19 protein-coding genes and 1 tRNA gene are annotated in these 17,659 nt (G+C 72.8%); 13 read left to right on the plus strand and 7 right to left on the minus strand.

What is annotated here, in order from left to right; all coding sequences use genetic code 11:
• Window positions 1–104: 104 nt before the first annotated feature.
• The 5 genes from ACH4VX_RS17240 to ACH4VX_RS17260 form a co-directional block, all read right to left on the minus strand.
• The gene (locus ACH4VX_RS17240) at window positions 105–1,874 is read right to left on the minus strand and encodes a copper resistance protein CopC (protein WP_398368228.1); all 1,770 of its coding nucleotides are present in this window, start codon (window positions 1,872–1,874) and stop codon (window positions 105–107) included.
• 157 nt (window positions 1,875–2,031) lie between these two features.
• A complete protein-coding gene (locus ACH4VX_RS17245) occupies window positions 2,032–2,799 on the minus strand; it encodes an SDR family NAD(P)-dependent oxidoreductase (RefSeq protein WP_398368229.1) in 768 nt (255 codons plus the stop codon).
• Window positions 2,796–3,275 (minus strand): cupin domain-containing protein, encoded by a 480-nt coding sequence (locus ACH4VX_RS17250; protein WP_398368230.1) that lies wholly within the window; start codon window positions 3,273–3,275, stop codon window positions 2,796–2,798. The genes ACH4VX_RS17245 and ACH4VX_RS17250 overlap by 4 nt, the downstream gene beginning before the upstream one ends.
• Entirely contained in the window at window positions 3,272–3,883 is a 612-nt protein-coding gene (locus tag ACH4VX_RS17255; protein WP_398368231.1) for a GNAT family N-acetyltransferase, read from the minus strand. Before ACH4VX_RS17255 ends, ACH4VX_RS17250 begins: the two co-directional genes overlap by 4 nt.
• Window positions 3,876–6,455, minus strand: a complete 2,580-nt coding sequence (locus ACH4VX_RS17260; RefSeq protein ID WP_398368232.1) for a penicillin acylase family protein — start codon at window positions 6,453–6,455, stop codon at window positions 3,876–3,878. The genes ACH4VX_RS17255 and ACH4VX_RS17260 overlap by 8 nt, the downstream gene beginning before the upstream one ends.
• A 67-nt stretch (window positions 6,456–6,522) precedes the next feature.
• Here ACH4VX_RS17260 and ACH4VX_RS17265 point away from each other — a divergent pair, with 67 nt between their 5' ends.
• The 3 genes from ACH4VX_RS17265 to ACH4VX_RS17275 all read left to right on the plus strand — a co-directional run bounded on the left by ACH4VX_RS17265 (window position 6,523) and on the right by ACH4VX_RS17275 (window position 8,624).
• Window positions 6,523–7,245 (plus strand): siderophore-interacting protein, encoded by a 723-nt coding sequence (locus ACH4VX_RS17265; protein ID WP_398368419.1) that lies wholly within the window; start codon window positions 6,523–6,525, stop codon window positions 7,243–7,245.
• A gap of 335 nt (window positions 7,246–7,580) precedes the next feature.
• Window positions 7,581–7,877 (plus strand): type II toxin-antitoxin system VapB family antitoxin, encoded by a 297-nt coding sequence (locus ACH4VX_RS17270; RefSeq protein ID WP_004929488.1) that lies wholly within the window; start codon window positions 7,581–7,583, stop codon window positions 7,875–7,877.
• A 135-nt stretch (window positions 7,878–8,012) separates the two neighbouring features.
• Window positions 8,013–8,624 carry a LytR C-terminal domain-containing protein gene (locus ACH4VX_RS17275; protein WP_398368420.1) on the plus strand — a complete coding sequence of 204 codons (612 nt, stop codon included), beginning with the start codon at window positions 8,013–8,015 and terminating at the stop codon, window positions 8,622–8,624.
• Window positions 8,625–8,661: 37 nt separating this feature from the next.
• Here the strand turns inward: ACH4VX_RS17275 and upp are convergent, their stop codons facing one another.
• Window positions 8,662–9,297: a uracil phosphoribosyltransferase gene (gene upp / locus ACH4VX_RS17280; protein ID WP_358287171.1), complete on the minus strand. Its 636-nt coding sequence runs from the start codon at window positions 9,295–9,297 to the stop codon at window positions 8,662–8,664.
• Window positions 9,298–9,434: 137 nt separating this feature from the next.
• Between upp and ACH4VX_RS17285 the strand changes: the two genes are divergently transcribed.
• The 8 genes from ACH4VX_RS17285 (at window position 9,435) to ACH4VX_RS17320 (ending at window position 13,968) form a co-directional block, all read left to right on the plus strand.
• The gene (locus ACH4VX_RS17285) at window positions 9,435–9,638 is read left to right on the plus strand and encodes a hypothetical protein (protein WP_398368233.1); all 204 of its coding nucleotides are present in this window, start codon (window positions 9,435–9,437) and stop codon (window positions 9,636–9,638) included.
• A gap of 322 nt (window positions 9,639–9,960) precedes the next feature.
• Window positions 9,961–10,506: a hypothetical protein gene (locus ACH4VX_RS17290; RefSeq protein ID WP_398368421.1), complete on the plus strand. Its 546-nt coding sequence runs from the start codon at window positions 9,961–9,963 to the stop codon at window positions 10,504–10,506.
• Window positions 10,507–10,562: 56 nt separating this feature from the next.
• On the plus strand, window positions 10,563–10,994 hold the full coding sequence (gene tadA, locus ACH4VX_RS17295; protein ID WP_398368422.1) for a tRNA adenosine(34) deaminase TadA: 432 nt from the start codon (window positions 10,563–10,565) through the stop codon (window positions 10,992–10,994).
• A gap of 45 nt (window positions 10,995–11,039) precedes the next feature.
• Window positions 11,040–11,124, plus strand: a tRNA-Ser gene (locus ACH4VX_RS17300).
• A gap of 90 nt (window positions 11,125–11,214) precedes the next feature.
• The gene (locus ACH4VX_RS17305; protein ID WP_398368234.1) at window positions 11,215–11,391 is read left to right on the plus strand and encodes a hypothetical protein; all 177 of its coding nucleotides are present in this window, start codon (window positions 11,215–11,217) and stop codon (window positions 11,389–11,391) included.
• Window positions 11,391–11,684: a Dabb family protein gene (locus ACH4VX_RS17310; RefSeq protein WP_398368235.1), complete on the plus strand. Its 294-nt coding sequence runs from the start codon at window positions 11,391–11,393 to the stop codon at window positions 11,682–11,684. The genes ACH4VX_RS17305 and ACH4VX_RS17310 overlap by 1 nt, the downstream gene beginning before the upstream one ends.
• Before the next feature lie 177 nt (window positions 11,685–11,861).
• On the plus strand, window positions 11,862–12,818 hold the full coding sequence (locus ACH4VX_RS17315; RefSeq protein WP_398368423.1) for an RNA polymerase sigma factor SigF: 957 nt from the start codon (window positions 11,862–11,864) through the stop codon (window positions 12,816–12,818).
• Window positions 12,819–13,065: 247 nt separating this feature from the next.
• Window positions 13,066–13,968, plus strand: a complete 903-nt coding sequence (locus ACH4VX_RS17320) for an RNA polymerase sigma factor SigF (protein WP_398368236.1) — start codon at window positions 13,066–13,068, stop codon at window positions 13,966–13,968.
• A 105-nt stretch (window positions 13,969–14,073) separates the two neighbouring features.
• Here the strand turns inward: ACH4VX_RS17320 and ACH4VX_RS17325 are convergent, their stop codons facing one another.
• Entirely contained in the window at window positions 14,074–14,271 is a 198-nt protein-coding gene (locus ACH4VX_RS17325) for a hypothetical protein (protein WP_398368237.1), read from the minus strand.
• Between the two features lie 218 nt (window positions 14,272–14,489).
• On the opposite strand from ACH4VX_RS17325, the gene ACH4VX_RS17330 reads away from it, so the two are divergent.
• Together ACH4VX_RS17330 and ACH4VX_RS17335 are read left to right on the plus strand one after the other, a co-directional pair.
• Window positions 14,490–14,981 (plus strand): MarR family winged helix-turn-helix transcriptional regulator, encoded by a 492-nt coding sequence (locus tag ACH4VX_RS17330; RefSeq protein ID WP_398368238.1) that lies wholly within the window; start codon window positions 14,490–14,492, stop codon window positions 14,979–14,981.
• Window positions 14,982–14,994: 13 nt separating this feature from the next.
• Window positions 14,995–17,550: an MFS transporter gene (locus ACH4VX_RS17335; protein WP_398368239.1), complete on the plus strand. Its 2,556-nt coding sequence runs from the start codon at window positions 14,995–14,997 to the stop codon at window positions 17,548–17,550.
• Window positions 17,551–17,659: the final 109 nt, after the last annotated feature.

Genomic DNA, 17,659 nt, shown 5'->3' on the forward strand with positions numbered 1-17,659 from the left:
TCACCTGTCCCGGCTCCCATTCAACAGGGCGGGCCGGCCGTCCGGAGCGGCGTGGCGGATGACGAAATCCTTACGTGTCGCGCCGTTGGCGGCCTGTCCCGTGTTCAGCGGGTGATCTCCACCTGCCGGGTCTCGCTCACCTGGTCCACCTCGGAGACCCGGATCGTCACTTTCATCGTCCAGGTGCCTTCGAGGGGGAGGTTGAGGTCGTTGGTGGCCCAGTAGCCGCCCCGGTCGGTCAGCTTCGCGTCGATGGGGCCGATGTCCTTCGCCGCGAGGGTGAAGGAGGCGCGGAGCTCCGGAACGAAGGTCAGGGCGCCCTGGGGGCCGAAGACCACCGCCTGGAGGCCGTTCTCCCCCACCCGGCCCGGGTCCATCGTGAGCTGGACCGTGCCCCGGCCGCCGGGAGTGCCCGCGTCGTAGGGGATCGTGAACGCCTCCGCCCCGGGGAGGCCGGCCACCTGCGGCTCGGGCGCCTTGGCCGCCTCGCCCTCCGCGCGGGCGGGGAGGGTGCCGGTCAGCACCGTGGTGACCAGCAGGACGACCACCGCCACGACGACCTCGGCCAGGACGGAGCGGCGCAGAGCGCGGCGCCGGCGGTCGTCCGCTCCGTCCGCCGGCGGGAGCGCGGGGCTCGGCTCCGGCTCCGGCCCCCGAGGGCTCCCGGGCGCGCCCACCAGTTCCGGTACGCGTTCCCCGACCGCCGCCGGGGTCGCCGCCGGTCGCGCCAGGAGGGCCGTCCAGCGGCGGGACAGCGCCGCCGCCAGCAGCAGGAAGACCGTCGCGGCGAGTTTGACCGTCAGGGTCCGGCCGTACGACGTCTCCGTGAGGGCGCTCCAGGAGCCCAGGCCTCGCCAGGACTGGTAGACGCCGGTGACGACGAGGACGGTCACCGAGGCGAAGGCCAGGCGGGAGAAGGCCGTGACCGTGGCGACCGGCGGCGGGGTCTTCGCCCGGTGGAGGGTGAGGAGCAGGGCCGTCAGGCCGCCGAGCCAGCACGCCATCGCCAGCAGGTGGAGCACGGACGACGTCATCGCGAGCGGGACCTGGATGCCCACGGAGGCGTGTTCGGCCGCCGCCCAGGTCAGGGCCAGGGCGACGGAGAGTGCCGTGCCGGCCGCCAGGCGGGTGCGCGGGGCGCGGCGCCGGGCGAGCGGTACCAGTGCCGCCGCCGTCAGCAGCAGGGCGAGGCGGCTCAGCAGGGCGATGCCCGGGCGGCCGGAGAGGGTGTCGGTGAACGCCGCGAGGTCGAGGGCGGTCGCCGGTGAGGTGCCGTTCTCGTACGGGGCGCGCAGGACGAGCAGGGCGGCCGTGGCCGTCAGCAGGGTCCACCAGCCGGTGAGCAGCGGCGCCCGCAGCGGGGAGGGGTCGGGCGGCCGGCACAGCGCCGCGAACGCCGCCGTGCCGATGAGCAGCGCGGCGGCGATGTACGCGAGGTGGCGGCCGGTGTCGTAGAGGCTCTTGGTCACCGGGTGCTCGGCGTGGTCCGTGGGCGCCGCCGGCGCGGTGGGCGAGGGTTTGCCGATGGAGAAGGTGAAGGCGCCGGAAACCGGGTGGCTGTCGGCGGAGACGACCCGCCAGGCCACCGTGTACGTGCCGTCGGCGAGGCCGCCGGGCAGGTCCGCGCGGGCGGTGTCCGAGGCGCCGTCCGCGTGCTGCGGCTCGCCCGGATGGACGCGGCGGTTGTCGGGGCCGTAGATCCGGAAGGAGTCGTCGAGCAGGCCGACGGACTCCGTGAAGGTCAGGGTGAGGTGGCGGGGCGCGGACTTGACGACGCTTCCGTCCCCGGGATCGCTGCCGCGGAGGGCGGCGTGGGCGCTCGCCGGGGCCGCGCTGCCGAGGAGGAGCAGGACCAGCACGGTGCCCAGCAGCACCAGCCCTTGAAGTCGCCGTGGTCCGCGGCTGCCCGGGGTCCCGTCCCGTCCGCCATCGCCCGCCGCCTCGTTCCGCCGTCGCTCCACGTCGTACCCGCCTCCCGGCGATTCCGGTTACGGGTTACGTACGGACGGGCGGCCCTCTCCGCTCATCGGCTCACCAGGCCGGCCGGGCCGAGACTCCCCCGTCCACCACCAGATCGTGGCCCGTCACCCAGGACGCGAGCCGGGAGGCCAGGAACACGCAGGCGTCGCCGATGTCCTCCGGGCGGCCGAGCCGGCCCACGGCGGACGCCTGCCGCCAGCGGCGTACGCCCTCCGGCCAGGCCTCCGCCAGGCCCTCCCGTTCGATCAGGCCGGGCGAGACCGTGTTGACGCGCACGCCCCACGGTCCGTACTCCTGGGCCGCCGCGCGGGCGTGCGACACCACCGCCGCCTTGGAGGCGGAGTAGTGGGCGTGGGCCGGGGCGGGGCTGTGGGCCTCGACGGAGGCGATGTGGGTGATGGTGCCGCCGCCGTCGCGCATCAGCTCCGCCGCCGCCTGGGTGCAGGCGAAGACGCTGGTGAGGTTGGTGTCCACGACCGTGCGCCACTCGTCCGCCGTCATCCCGGCGAGTTCCCGCACCGGTTGGACGCCGGCGTTGTTGACGAGCGCGGTCAGCCGGCCGCCGAACCGGTCGGCCGCCTCGGCCACCACGCGGTGGCAGGCGTCCTCGTCGGTGAGGTCGGCCCGCAGGACGACGGCCGCGCCGCCCGACTCCCGGATGCGGGCGGCGGTCTCCCGCGCGGACGCCGTCGCCGTACGGCAGTGCAGCGCGACGGCCGCGCCCTCCTCGGCGAACCGCCGCGCGATGCCCCGCCCGATGCCGCCGCCCGCGCCCGTGACCAGGGCGACCTGGCCGTCGAGCAGGCCCTTTCGGCTCATGGACGGCAGAGTTCCACGATGAGCGCCGCCCGCGCGGGGTAACGCGCCGTCAGTTCCGCCGCGTCGCCGTGCTCGTAGCCCTCGTAGGTGAAGCCGGGTGCCATCGTGCAGCCGAACAGCGTCCAGGCGCCGCCCTCCGCCACCCGCGCGCCCATCCAGGTGCCGGCCGGGACGGTGAGCTGGACGTGCTGGCCGCCGAGGACGTCCGGGCCGAGCACGGGGGTGCGGGTGGTGCCGTCGGGGTCGAGGAGGAGCAGGTGGAGCGGGTCGCCGAGGTGGAAGTGCCAGATCTCGTCGGAGGGCAGCCGGTGCAGGGCGGAGAAGTCGCCGGGGGCGTCGGTGAGCAGGGCGACGATCGCGGTGCCCTCGGGGCGGCCGTCGGGGCGTGCGGGACCGGCCCAGGTCTGGCGGAACCGGCCGCCCTCGCGGGGGACCGGCTCCAGTCCGTAGTGGGCGACGAGGTCGTCGGGGGTCACCCGCCGAAGGCTACCTCGCGGGTGAGGAAGGCGAGTTGTGCCTTCTTCTCGGGCAGGTACACGTCCGGGAGGTCGATCTCCGGCAGGACGACCTCGGGGCCGGCGGTGAAGCCCTGCCTGAGGAAGCGGGCGACGGCCTTCTCGTTGGCCACGTCCGGGTCGACCACCACGCGCTGCCGGCCGAGGCCCAGTAGGACGTACGTGGTGATGGCGCCCATCAGGGCGGCGGTCCAGCCGGGGCGCGCACTCCCGGTGCCGGCGGCGGGAGCGATCAGCAGATGGATGCCGATGTCGCCGGGTTCGACGGGGTAGCAGTCGCCCACGCGGTCGGCCTCCGGTTCGTACGTCTGGAGCAGCGCGGCGGGATCACCGTCCTTGAGGACGAGGTACGCGTGGTGGGTGTCGAGGGTGTCCATGTGGGTGTAGACCTCGGCGACCTGCTGTGCGGTGAGGCCGTTCATGCCCCAGAAGACGGCGCGTTCCTCGCTCACCCAGCGGTGCAGGAGGGGGGCGTCGGCGGCCGGGTCCAGCGGCAGGACGCGTACGGTGCCGAAGCCCTCGGCCGTCTGCTCGTGGACGGCCGCGCGGGAGGCGTACGGGTCAGACATCGGTCTCCTTCTTCAGCTGTGCCCAGTCGGTGAGGACCGGGGCCAGGTCTCCGGCGAGCCACAGGGGCTGCTGGTCGCGGTGGTGGGGTGAGCCGGGTACGCCGGACGCGCCCAGCGGCACCACCCAGCGGCTGTTCTCCCGGTCGGCCAGGTCCCAGACGTAGCGGGCGGCCGGGCCGCGTGCGGCGAGGTCGGTGAGGCCGGGTACGGGGGAGGTGCACAGCACGCAGTCGTGGTCGCCGGAGAGGCCGGGTTCGTCGTACGGCGTGGCCGGCGGCAGCGCCCGCCAGGGGACCAGGCGGTGGGTGTCGCCCCAGGTGCCGGCGGGCGGCCGGGCGGCCACCTCCTCCAGGGCCGCGCGGACCACCGCGGTGCGGTCGATGCCGAACAGTTCCTCGGCGGAGAGGAGGTGTTCGAGGGCGTGGCCGACGCGCGGGACGAGGGCGAGCCAGGGGCGGAAGACCTCGGGGTACGGGGGTGGCGTGGCCGCCGTGGCGAAGGCGGGCTGCGCGGCGAGCCGGCGTACGACCGCGCCTCGCACCGCCGCGAAGACGGCCGCGTCGGCGCTGTCCGCGTCCATCCGGCGGTCCCATCGCAGGAGGCGGTCGCGCAGGGCGGCGGCGGGGGCGGTGAGGGGCGGGACGTCCGGGGCTGCGGGGGGACCGCTCGGGGCCGGGTCGTCGGCCGCGGTGGCGGGTGCGGGGGCGCGCAGGCGCGAACCGTCACACCCGGTGGCAGGGACGCCCGGGGCGTCGTGCCCGGGAGCAGGGTCACCCGGGCCCGGGTCGTCGGCCGCGGCAGTGGGGCCGCTCGTCGTGGGGCCGTCGAGGGCGGCGAGGAGGTTCAGCAGGGGGGTGGCGGAGGCGAGGTGGGTGTCCATGTGGATGGTGGACATGTCGGCGGCGGACCAGCGGGTCCGCTGTGCCAGCAGTGCGGTGATGCGGTCGGCGCGGTGCGGCGGGGCGAACTCGACGCCCAGCGGGGCCGCCGGGCCGCGCTGGTTCGCCATCACGGCGACACCGTCGGCCAGTCCGGCGCGCGGCGGCTCGTGCCGGCCCCGCCACTCGTGGCCGGGCTCCCACGCCGGCACCGGGCGGGTCCGGTTGGCCTCGGAGCGGACCGGGACCCGGCCGGCCACCCGGTGCAGGGTGCCTCCCTCGGTGTCGGCGGCCATGACCACGTTGACCGGCTCGGCCCACAGGTCGAGGGCCCGGTCGACGTCGGCGACCCGGCGGGCCCGCAGCAGCGGCAGCAGGGCGCCGAAGCCGAGGTCGCCGGTGACGCGGGGCGGGTAGCGCAGGGCGACGGCGAGCGGGGGCTCGCCGGGCTCGGGCACGCCGTCGTCGAGGCCCTCGGGGCCGCCGATGACGACGGGGCCGCGGCCGGTCTCGATGACCTCGACCTCGACCGGCTCCTCGCCCGCCACCTCGACGGTCTCGGTGTGCCGGGCGGCACGGTGCCACGTCCCGTCCGGGCCGAGCGCCTCCACGCCGGCGCCGGTGCGCCGCAGCCGTTCGCGGTAGAGGTCCTGGTAGTCGGCCATGGCGTTGGTGATGGCCCAGGCGACCGTGCCGGTGTGGCCGAAGTGGGCGATGCCGGGGACGCCGGGCACGGCGAGGCCGACGACGTCGAACTCCGGGCAGGACAGGCGGATCTGCTGGTAGACGCCGGGGTCCTCGATGAAACGGTGCGGGTCCCCGGCGATGACCGCGTGCCCGGTGACCGTGCGCTGCCCGGTGACCAGCCAGCCGTTGCTGCCGGCGGTGCCGGGGCCGTCGGAGGCGAACAGGCCGACGGCGTCCGCACCGAGGTGGGCGGTGATGTGCGCGCGCCAGAGCTTGGCGGGGAAGCCGGCGAACAGGATGTGGGTGGAGAGCCAGACCGCGAGCGGGGTCCAGGGCTCCCAGCGCCCGGGACGAAGGCCCGCGCGGGCGAACTCGGGCGCGACCTCGGACACCGGACCCCTACGGCCGCCCTGCCCGGCGGGGCCGTCGTCCGACACGTCGGCCCGGGCACCGGAGTCGCCGGCCGGTCTGCGCGGACCCGCGTCCCCGACGGGCGCGGCACCGGTCCCGGACACCGGCCCCACGCTGCCCGCGGGGCCGCCGTCCAACGCGTCGGCCCGGGTTCCGGAGCCGGCGGCCGACAGGCCGGAGCCCATGTCCCCGGCAGGCGCGGCACCGGTCCCGGACGCCGGGCCCCCGCTGCCGGCCGGCAGGCCGGAACCCGGGTCCCCGGCGGATGCCAGGCCCTCGTTCACGCCGGACACGTACGCCCGTACCCACTCCGCCGTTTCCGGGTCCGTCCGCCGCAGTTCGGTCCAGCAGTGGCGGGCCGTGTCGGCCAGGCGGGCGCGGCGGGCGAAACGGTCCCAGGGGAGCGACTCGGGGCCGAGGAAGGAGGCCGAGGTGCCCTGCGCGCGGTGCCGTTCGACCTCGAGCTGCCAGGCCCGGTCGAGGGCGGTGACCCGGCCCTGGGCGTACGCGAGCTCGTGCGCGCTCCCCGCGCGCAGATGGGGGACGCCCCAGGGGTCCCGGAAGATCTCGCCGCCCACTGTGCCCTCATTTCCCATTAGGTTAGGCTCCCCTAAGTGAACCGTGACGAAATCGTACGCGAAGTACGCGAAGGGTGAAGGCGCGATGGGGCAGGGGCGGGGCTGGGAGGGCGCGGTCCTCAAGCTGTTGCGTGCGAAGGACTTCGCGTTCACCGTGACCGGCACGGAGGACGTCACCGCCGACTACCGGCGGGTGCGCTTCACCGACGGCGGGATGCTGGTGGCGACCGGTGACCACCCGACGATGTGGGTGCGGCTGTGGTTCGACAACGCGGGCAGGCCGCACCAGCGGGCGTACACCCTGGTCGACCCCGAGCCGGCGGCCGGCACCTTCAGCCTGGAGTTCGCACTGCACGAGGGGTGCGCCAGCGACTGGGCCAGGGCGGCGAAGCCCGGCGACACCATCGAGGCGACCGTGCAGGGCACGGGCTTCGAGGAGCCGGACCCCGGCCCCTCCCACATCGTCGCGATCGGTGACCCGGCCTCGCTGCCGGCCGTCAACTCGCTGCTCGGCGCGCTGTGCGCGACCCCGGCGACCGTCTGGTTCGAGGGCACCCTCGACGGGCTGCCCTTCCGGGCCGACCCCGACCGGATCGAGGTGCGCGAGGTGCCCCGGTCGGGGGCCGGGGCGGCGCTGCTCGAACGGGTCCGGGCGGACCTGCCCGAGCTGCTGCGGTCCACCCCCGACCCGTACGTGTGGATCGCCTGCGACACCGCGACCACCCGCGCGCTGTCGGCGTTCGTACGCAAGGAGCTGGACGTGCCCAAGCACCGGGTGCACGCGCTGGGGTACTGGCGCGCGAGCTGAGCCGGGAGGCGTGATCACCGGGGCACGGGCGTCGCTCCGCACCTCGGCCGGGCCCCGACACGCGGGCCCGGAACCACCGGCCGAAGTCCGGGCGCATACGCGGGAAGTGAAGGCCGCGGCGAAGGCCGAGAAGGATTCCGGGAAGCGGACGGAGGTCTTCCCGGGGAGGCCGGAAGGACGGCCCGGTGTCTCGGGCGTGGTGGCCGACAACCCCGTACCGCGATCGGTCATATCAGATCACCATCCCGTTTCGCCCCGTATTCGGGTGCCTTTTCCGGCGTCGCACTGCGTCGCCATGGCTGCGCCCGGAACGCGTTGACCGGTAGGCTTTCCGTGTGATCTTCAAGCGCATCGGAAACGGCCGGCCGTACCCCGACCACGGCCGGGAAAGCACCCGGCAGTGGGCGGACGTCGCGCCGCGCCCGGTCCGCCTCGATCAGCTCGTGACGACCAAGCAGCAGCTCGACCTCGAGACCCTCCTCGCCGAGGACTCGACCTTCTACGGCGACCTCTTCGCGCACGTCGTGAAGTGGCGGGGCGATCTGTACCTGGAGGACGGGCTGCACCGCGCGGTGCGGGCCGCGCTCCAGCAGCGCCAGGTGCTGCACGCCCGCGTCCTCGAACTGGACTGACGCCCGGCCGGCGTCTCCCTCGGGGCCCGCTTTGGCCCTTTCGGGTCGGACCGCACACAGTCGGATGATCATCCGGTAGGCATTGCCGCCCGAGCGCACTACGCTGCGCTCATGAGCATGCTCACTCCACCCGGCATGGGCGGCCAGTACCGGATCACGGGTGACAAGTACCCGCGGATGCGCCGGCCCCCGCGGCGCGGCAGGCTCGTCGTCCTGACCGTCGCCTCCGTCGCCGTGCTCGGCGTGGGCGGCTGGGGCACGCTCCAGCTCATCGACGTGTTCACCGGCGGCGGCGACTCCGCTTCCGCGAACGGCACCAAGGCGGCCTGCGCCGACACGGCGAGCCGCACGGCCGCGCCGAAGGCGCTGCCCGAGCCCGGGACGATCACGGTCAACGTCCTCAACGCCACGACCCGCGGCGGACTCGCCCAGAAGACCGCCGACGAGCTGAAGAAGCGCGGCTTCAAGATCGGCGAGGTCGGCAACGCGTCCAAGGAGTACGACAAGAAGGTCAAGGGCACCGGCGTACTCCTCGGACCCGCCGCCGCCCTCGACACCTCGCTGCCGGTGCTCGGCGCCCAGCTCGCCGACGCCGAACGCCGTACCGACCCCGTCCGCGAGGGCACCGAGGTCGACCTGGTCATCGGCGACGGCTTCAAGGCCCTGACGAAGAAGGCGGACGCCGACCGGGCCCTGACCGTACTGGCCGAGCCCGGGGCGACGCCCGCCTCGAAGAAGAACTGCTGAGACGAAGAGGAACCGCTGAGCCGCGGGGCCGCGGGTCCTACTCCGCCGCCCCGTACATCCGGTCCCCCGCGTCGCCGAGACCCGGCACGATGTAGCCGTGCTCGTTGAGCCGCTCGTCGACCGACGCCGTCACCACCGTCACCGGGGTGCCGGCCAGCTCTCGCTCCATGATCTCGACGCCCTCGGGCGCGGCCAGCAGCACCACGGCGGTCACATCGTCCGCGCCGCGCCGGATCAGTTCCTGGATCGCCGCGACCAGCGTGCCGCCGGTGGCGAGCATCGGGTCCAGGACGTAGACCTGGCGCCCGGAGAGGTCCTCCGGCATCCGGGTGGCGTACGTCGATGCCTGCAGCGTCTCCTCGTTGCGGATCATGCCGAGGAAGCCCACCTCGGCGGTCGGCAGCAGCCGGACCATGCCGTCCAGCATGCCGAGACCGGCCCGCAGGATCGGCACCACCAGCGGGCGCGGGTGGGAGAGCTTGACACCCGTGGTCCGCTCGACCGGCGTCTGGATGTCGACCTGTTCGGTGCGCACGTCGCGCGTGGCCTCGTAGGCGAGCAGGGTGACCAGTTCGTCGGCGAGACGGCGGAAGGTCGCGGAGTCGGTGCGCCGGTCGCGCAGCGTGGTGAGCTTGTGGGCGACCAGAGGGTGGTCGACGACGTGGAGACGCATGGCGTCAACATTAACCGGGCCCGGTCGGCCCGGCGTCCCCGCACACGGCAAGCCCTCCGTGTGCCCGTCACTCGTTCGCCTGCGTCAAATCGTCCGTCCGGGGGAAGGTGGGAGGGACGGACTGGGGTGGTGAACCAATGCCTGAGCAGGACAGCCGAGACGATCCGTCGCCGCACGGGACGCCCGATCCGGCGGAGACGGAGGCCGAGCGACGGCGGCGGCGCGCCCGGTTCCTGCGCGAACTCGCCGAGGCCCGGGAACTGCGCGACCGGGTCCAGCCGCGCCGCGCCAAGGCCGCCCGGCTGCGCCACGCGATGCGCATGCGCACCTTCCGCTGGTAGGCGGCACCGGGGAAAATCCCACCCGGCCGCGGGAAGATCGCGCCACGCGCACGCGTTTGCCGAAGTGCCCGTGCGGAGAAGGCGCGTGAGTCCGCGTACGATCCGCACGTGGCGACAAGGAGTGCGCTGGTGGGTCCTTCGTGGGCGCACTCGGCGGACTGCGGTCAAAATGCCGGACACAGGGAGCCGAAGACGTCCCCTGACGGCCTTGTTTCTGCCACGATTCCGAGTGGGTGGGGCTCGGAGCACCGTCTCCCCGCCCGCGACACCTCCGCCGGGGGGACCCCCGACCGGCACGCCTATGACCAGTGGGAGAGTCACGGTGTACTTCGCCGCACTGCTCGCGCGCACCGAAGACGGGTGGGAAGCGAGCGACACGGAGCTCGATGATGTGGAGACCCTGCCGGATCTGGCCGACCTGGCCCGGGAGGCCTCTCCCGACGAGGACACGGTGCTCGTGCTGATCGAGCAGGAGGGCGGCTGGTTCGGTGTCGTCCGCGTGGACGGCGAGGAGGATCCCCGGGTCTACGTCTCCGACGCCGCCGCCGCCGCCCGCAGCAGCTACGGCGAGATCCTGCTCACCGACGAGCTGCTCGGCCGGGAATCCGGCGACGACGGCGCCGACCTGGACGCCCTCGACCTCGACGGCACGGAGGACGGTGAACCGGACGACGAGGACGCCGGCGTCGGCGTCGGCGCCGCGCCCGCCGGTGGCGCCGACGCCGTGCCGCACGGACCGGTCGGTGACGCGCAGATCCTGGAGGATCTGGGCGTGAGCGAGAAGGAGTTGCGTGCGATGACCGAGGACGCCGTCACCGAGATCGCCGACGCCCTGGGCGCCTCGGAGGTCCTGGAGACCGTCCGCTGACCGTGCAGAACGTACCGGGGCCGCCGGACCCGGTACGCGACCCCTGGCAGCCCGCGATGCGGCTCGCCCTGGACGAGGCCGAACGGGCCGTCCGGGGCGGGGACGTCCCCGTCGGCGCCGTCGTGCTGGCCCCGGACGGCGCCACCGTGCTGGCCGCCGCCCACAACGAGCGCGAGGCCGTCGGCGACCCCACGGCACACGCGGAGGTCCTCGCCGTCCGGCGGGCCGCCGCGAGGCTCGGGGAGTGGCGGCTGTCCGGCTGCACCCTGGTGGTGACGCTGGAACCGTGCACGATGTGCGCGGGCGCGATCCAGCAGTCACGGGTGGACCGGGTGGTCTACGGCGCCCGGGACGAGAAGGCGGGCGCGGTCGGCTCCCTGTGGGACCTCGTCCGCGACCGGCGGCTCAACCACCGCCCCGAGGTGATCGGGGGCGTGCTCGCCGACGAGTGCGCCCGGCCGATCACGGAGTTCTTCCGGAACCGGTGAATACCGATTTCAAACCACGACCCGCCGTGCTGTAAGGTCTCCCTCGGTAGCGTGTCCGAGCGGCCGAAGGAGCTCGCCTCGAAAGCGAGTGTGGCGCAAGTCACCGAGGGTTCAAATCCCTCCGCTACCGCTGGTGAAGGGCCCCGTCGTCAGACGGGGCCCTTCGTGCGATCATGGGGCCGCTCGATGCTCGTGTGACACCAGTGACAGGGGGGCCGCGGTGGCGGTGAACGCGAAGAAGATCGCCATCTACGTCGTCGTGGTCTTCGTGCTGTACCTGATCATCACGGACCCAGAGACGGCCGGCGACTACGTCACGGTCGGGTTCGAGGGCATATCGGACGCCGCGAAAGCCATCGGCGACTTCATGACCTGGCTGGCCGACGGAGGAAAGTGATGATCCGCCACCTGGTGCTCTTCCGGCTGAACGAGGGCGTCGAGCGCGACGACCCGAGGGTCGTGGAGGGCGTGGAGGCCTTCCGTTCGCTGGACGGCAGGATCCCGGAGATCCGCTTCTGGGAGTGCGCCTGGAACATCAGCGACCGTCCCGTCGCCTACGACTTCGCCATCAACTCGGCGTTCGAGGACGCGGAGGCACTGCGCCGGTACGTGGAGCACCCGGAGCACCAGGCGGGTGTCGGACTGTGGCGCGAGTTCGCCACGTGGGTGATCGCCGACTACGAATTCTGACACCCCGCCCCCTGGAGCCCCCCGCCGTGACGGCGGGGGGTTTTGTTGTGCCATATGCCCATGTTTTGCGCTCAACACGGAATATGCGGTGCTTGCGCACAGTGAGTCAGTCTTGTGATGCTATGACCGCTTTTGACGGACGAGTTGACGGACGATGTGAGCGATGAAGAGGTGGCGTTGACCGTGTCGGCCAGTACTGCGCCGCCCCAGGACGAGGTGTCCCCCGACGCGGTCCAGGCTCCGGCCCCCGCCCAGCCCTCCCACGGCCCGCCTCTCCCCGGCTCCCCCTCCCCCGGTCCCCCCTCCCCCGACCCGCCCGCGACCGCCGACCCGTCCGCGACCGCCGACCCGCCGATGAGCCCCGCCAAGCGGCGCGGCGCCGACACCCGGGCCCTGACGCAGCTGCTCTTCGGTCAGCTCAAGGAGCTGGAGCCGGGCATGCCGGAGCACGTCCGCGTGCGCGCCGCGCTCATCGAGGCCAACCTGCCCCTGGTGCGCTACGCCGCCGCCCGCTTCCGCTCCCGCAACGAACCGATGGAGGACGTCGTCCAGGTCGGCACCATCGGGCTCATCAACGCCATCGACCGCTTCGACCCGGACCGGGGCGTGCAGTTCCCGACGTTCGCGATGCCGACGGTGATCGGCGAGATCAAGCGGTACTTCCGGGACAACGTCCGCACCGTCCACGTACCGCGCCGGCTGCACGAGCTGTGGGTGCAGGTCAACAGCGCGACCGAGGACCTGACGACCGCCTTCGGACGCTCCCCGTCGACCGCCGAGATCGCCCAGCGGCTGCGTATCACCGAGGAGGAGGTGCTGTCCTGCATCGAGGCCGGACGGTCGTACCACGCCACCTCGCTGGAGGCCGCGCAGGAGGGCGACGGGATGCCCGGACTGCTGGACCGGCTGGGGTACGAGGATCCCGCCCTGGACGGCGTCGAGCACCGCGACCTCGTCCGGCACCTGCTCGTCCAGCTGCCCGAGCGGGAGCAGCGCATCCTGCTGCTGCGTTACTACAGCAATCTCACCCAGTCGCAGATCAGTGCGGAACTCGGTGTCTCGCAGATGCACGTGTCCCGTCTACTGGCACGTAGCTTCCAGCGGCTGCGCTCCGCAAACAGGATCGAGGCGTAACCGGAAAGAGCGAATCGCTCATGCGTGCCGTTCTGCGCGTTTCTGAGCTGAAAGTCTGTCAGACCCCTTGTTTCCAGGGCTGATTCACATCTCAGATGTCGACATGTCGCTACAGCGCGTTGCCGACATGTGACATTCTGCGGAAAGCGCGTTTGCCGGAGCCTCGGCGCCGGTATTCCAGGTGATGGCTGCGTTCCTCGATCGGGGAGCGTCCGCCGCGACCGTCCCGCGACCCAAAGGGGGTGGCATGTCCGCAGAACAGGGCAGCTCGAAGGTGCTCACACTCGCGGAGAGCGAGACAGCTCCCCATGCTCTCGACGCACTCGGCCCCATCGACGAGGGCCCGGCCCTCCCGACCACGCCCGCTCCGGAACTCCCGGACACCGCGGCCCTCGACACCCGCACCCTGTCCCGCTCCCTGTTCCTGCGGCTCGCCGCGCTGGACGAGGACAGCCCGGAGCGCGCCTACGTCCGGGACACCCTGATCGAGCTCAACCTGCCGCTGGTGCGGTACGCGGCGGCGCGGTTCCGCTCGCGCAACGAGCCGATGGAGGACATCGTCCAGGTCGGCACCATCGGGCTGATCAAGGCGATCGACCGCTTCGACTGCGAACGGGGCGTGGAGTTCCCGACGTTCGCGATGCCGACGGTGGTCGGTGAGATCAAGCGGTTCTTCCGCGACACGTCGTGGTCGGTGCGGGTGCCGCGCCGGCTGCAGGAGCTGCGCCTGGCGCTGACGAAGGCCGGCGACGAGCTCTCCCAGAAGCTGGACCGCTCCCCGACGGTCACCGAACTCGCCGCCGTGCTGGGCGTGTCGGAGGAGGACGTCGTCGACGGCCTCGCGGTCGGCAACGCGTACACGGCGTCCTCGCTGGACTCCCCCGCCCCCGAGGACGACGGCGGCGAGGGCTCCCTCGCGGACCGCCTCGGCTACGAGGACACGGCGCTGGAGGGCGTGGAGTACCGGGAGTCGCTCAAGCCGCTGCTGGCGAAGCTGCCGCCCCGGGAGCGGCGGATCATCATGCTGCGCTTCTTCGCCAACATGACCCAGTCCCAGATCGGCGAGGAGGTCGGCATCTCCCAGATGCACGTCTCACGGCTGCTCACCCGGACGCTCGCCCAGCTGCGGGAGGGCCTCATCTCGGACTGAGGCACGACAGGGGGCGGGGCGTCCGAGGACGCTCCGCGCATGACATCGGTTTCGTGGCCGCCGGGGCGCCCTCTACGGGCGCAACGGCGGCCGCCGCGTTTCCGGCTACTTCAGCGCGAGCCAGGCCACCGCGGCGACGACCGCCACGGCGACGACGATGCCGACGATCAGGCCGATCCGCGGGCCGCCACCGCCGGTCGCGGCGGCCTGTCGGCCCTGGGGTTCCTCGTCGACGAACGCGCGGAACATCTGGGTGCTGCCGGCGGGGTCGTGGTTGCCCTGCGGGCCCTGGGTGTTAGCCATGTCCCGAGACCCTAGCGAATGCCGGGTGAGGTGCCCAAGTGGGGGCGCCGGCAAGGGCGGACGGGCGGCGTCGGCGGGGCGGACGGGCTCGGACCTGCGGATTTACTTTCGCGATTACTTGCCTTTGCCAAGTTTTTGGACCAGGAAGCCCTTTTTTGTTTGCCTGCAGCAACCATCCATTCTTATTGTTGCCCTAAGCAATCAAAACGGGAGGTGCCATGGCCGAGCAGGCGCAGTACGAGGAGCTGGTGCGACAGTTCAGCGCCTTCGGCGCCGTCAAGCGGGAAATGAACCGGATCATGCCGGCCGACTGCCCCAGCGGCTCCGCCGCCGTGCTGACGCTGCTCGGCCGCCACGGCGACATGCGCATGAGCAAGCTCGCCGAGCTGCTGTCCGTGGGCATGTCGGTCACCAGTCGGCACGCCGCCCACCTGGCCGAGCGCGGCTGGATCGAACGATCCCCCGACCCCGCCGACAAACGGTCCCGCATCCTGCACCTCACCCCCGCCGGCCGGACCCGGCTCGACGAGCTGTTCCGGCGGACCACCCAGCTCCTCGCGGAGCGCCTGGACGACTGGTCCGACGACGAGGTCGGCCGGCTCACCCAGCTGATGGCCCGGCTCAGGGACAGCTTCGGCGACTGCCGGGCGGTGCCCCGCCCGGCATCTCCCACTCCCGAACAGACCACCCGTACACCCGCAAGCGCGTAAGAGAAGGAAGTCCATGGCAACGACCACACCAACCGGTGTGCGGGCTCATGCCAAGCACGGGGGAGGCTCCTCCGCAGACGCTCCGATGACGCATCGGCAGATCATGGAGGCGCTGTCCGGGCTGCTGCTCGGCATGTTCTGCGCCATCCTGTCCTCGACCATCGTCACCAACGCCCTGCCCGAGATCATCGGTGACCTCGGCGGCGGCCAGAGCGCCTACACCTGGGTCGTCACCGCCTCGCTGCTGACGATGACCGCCTCCACCCCCCTGTGGGGCAAGCTCGCGGACCTGTTCAGCAAGAAGGCCCTGGTCCAGATAGCCCTGATCGTCTTCGTCCTCGGCTCCGTCGTGGCCGGTCTGGCGCAGAACCCCGCGATGCTGATCACCGCGCGGGGCATCCAGGGCCTGGGCGCCGGCGGTCTGTCCGCCCTGGCGCAGATCATCATGGCCGCGATGATCTCCCCGCGTGAGCGCGGTCGCTACTCCGGCTACATCGGAGCCACCTTCGCCGTCGCGACCGTCGGCGGCCCGCTGCTCGGCGGCGTGATCACCGACACCAGCTGGCTCGGCTGGCGCTGGTGCCTCTACGTCGGCGTGCCCTTCGCGATCATCGCGCTGATCGTGCTGCAGAAGACGCTGCACCTGCCCGTGGTCAAGCGGAAGGTCAAGGTCGACTGGGCCGGCGCCTTCTTCGTCACCGCGGCCGTCTGCCTGCTGCTCGTCTGGGTCACCTTCGCCGACGACAAGTACGACTGGATGTCCTGGCAGACCGGCGCCATGGTCGGCGGCGCGATCGCGCTGACGCTGGTCTTCCTCTTCGTCGAGACGAAGGCCGCCGAGCCGATCATCCCGCTGCGGCTGTTCCGCAACCGCACCATCACGCTGGCCTCGCTGGCCTCGCTGTTCGTCGGTATCGCGATGTTCGCGGGCACCGTCTACTTCAGCCAGTACTTCCAGCTGGCCCGCGACAAGTCCCCGACCATGTCGGGCGTCATGACCATCCCGATGATCGGCGGCCTGTTCGTCTCGTCCACGGTCTCCGGTCAGATCATCACCAAGACCGGCAAGTGGAAGGGCTGGCTGCTGGCCGGCGGCGTACTGCTGACGGCCGGCCTGGGCCTGCTCGGCACCATGCGCTACGACACCCCGTACTGGCACATCGGCGTCTACATGGCGCTGATGGGCCTCGGCGTCGGCATGATGATGCAGAACCTGGTGCTGTGCACGCAGAACCAGGTGGCCCCGGGCGACCTGGGCGCGGCCTCCTCCGTCGTGACCTTCTTCCGGTCCCTCGGCGGCGCGGTGGGCGTCTCGGTGCTCGGCTCGGTCATGTCGACCCGGATCAGCGGCTACGCCTCGGACACCATCGGCTCGCTCAGCCCGCAGGAGCAGGCGGCGGCCGCCAAGGCCTCCGGCAGCGGCGCCATCCCCGACATGGACCTGCTGCCCGAGCACATCCGCACCTGGCTGGAGAGCGCCTACGGGCACGGCATCGCCGACATCTTCCTGTACGTCGCACCGATCGCCCTGCTCGCCTTCCTGGTGACGCTGTTCATCAAGGAGGTCCCGCTGCGGACCTCGGGCGCGCTGGCCCAGGCCGCGGAGGCCTCGGCCGAGACCGCCCCGCCGACGGCCCCGGCCCCCGCCGAGGCCACCGGCGTCACCGACGAGCCGGTTCCGGCCGGTGTGCCGGCGGCCGTGGCGGCCACCTCGGTCGCCGACCCCGGTGCCGCTCCCGCGGCCACGCAGCGGCTCGCCGCCGTCGCCACGGCGGCCGGCCCCGGTGAGCCGGGGGCGCCCGCCTCCGACGGCGTCCCGGTGCGCGGTTTCGTGCGGGGCGCCGACAGCGCGCCCGTGCCGCAGGCGGCCGTCACGCTGATCTCGCTGGGCGGGCGTCAGCTGGGCCGGTCGGTGGCGCAGGCCGACGGCGCGTACGCGGTGGACGCGCCCGGGACCGGGTCGTACGTCCTGATCGCCTCCGCCGACGGCCACCAGCCCCAGGCGTCCACGGTCGTGGTGAACGGCGAACCGGTCGCCTACGACATCCTGCTCAGCGGCACCAGCGGGCTGACCGGCCTGGTCCGCACCGCCGGCAGTGGGCTGCCGGTGAAGGACGCGATGGTGATCGTCACCGATGTGCGCGGGGATCTGCTGGCCACCGGGAGCACCGGTGAGCAGGGCGATTTCTCGTTCGCCGAGCTGGTGCCGGGCACGGTGACCGTGGCGGTGAACGCCGCCGGGTACCGGCCGCGCGCCCTGCCCGTCGAGGTGGGCGGCACCGGGGTCACCCGGGTCGAGGTCGACCTGGAGACCGGCGCCCAGGTGCGGGGCGTGGTCCGCGCACCGCACGGGCCGCTGGCCGACGCCCGGGTCACCCTGGTCGACGCGGCCGGCAACGTGGCCGGCACGGCGACGACCGGTGCGGACGGGGCGTACGCCTTCGCCGACCTGGACGGCGGCGAGTACACCGTCATCGCGACGGGCTACCCACCGGTGGCGACGGCGCTGACGGTCACCGGCACCGGTGTCGACGACCACGACATCGAGCTCGCCCACCCTGGCGAGTAGCGAAACCCCGGCCCGTGGCGGGCGGGCGCGTTCCGTAACGGAGACGCGCCCCCGCCGCGGGCCGGTCCCATCCGGCCATTTTGTACATGTTCGTACGTGTTCGCAGGGA

The organism is Streptomyces sp. NPDC020731, assembly GCF_044334705.1.
GTDB lineage: Bacteria > Actinomycetota > Actinomycetes > Streptomycetales > Streptomycetaceae > Streptomyces.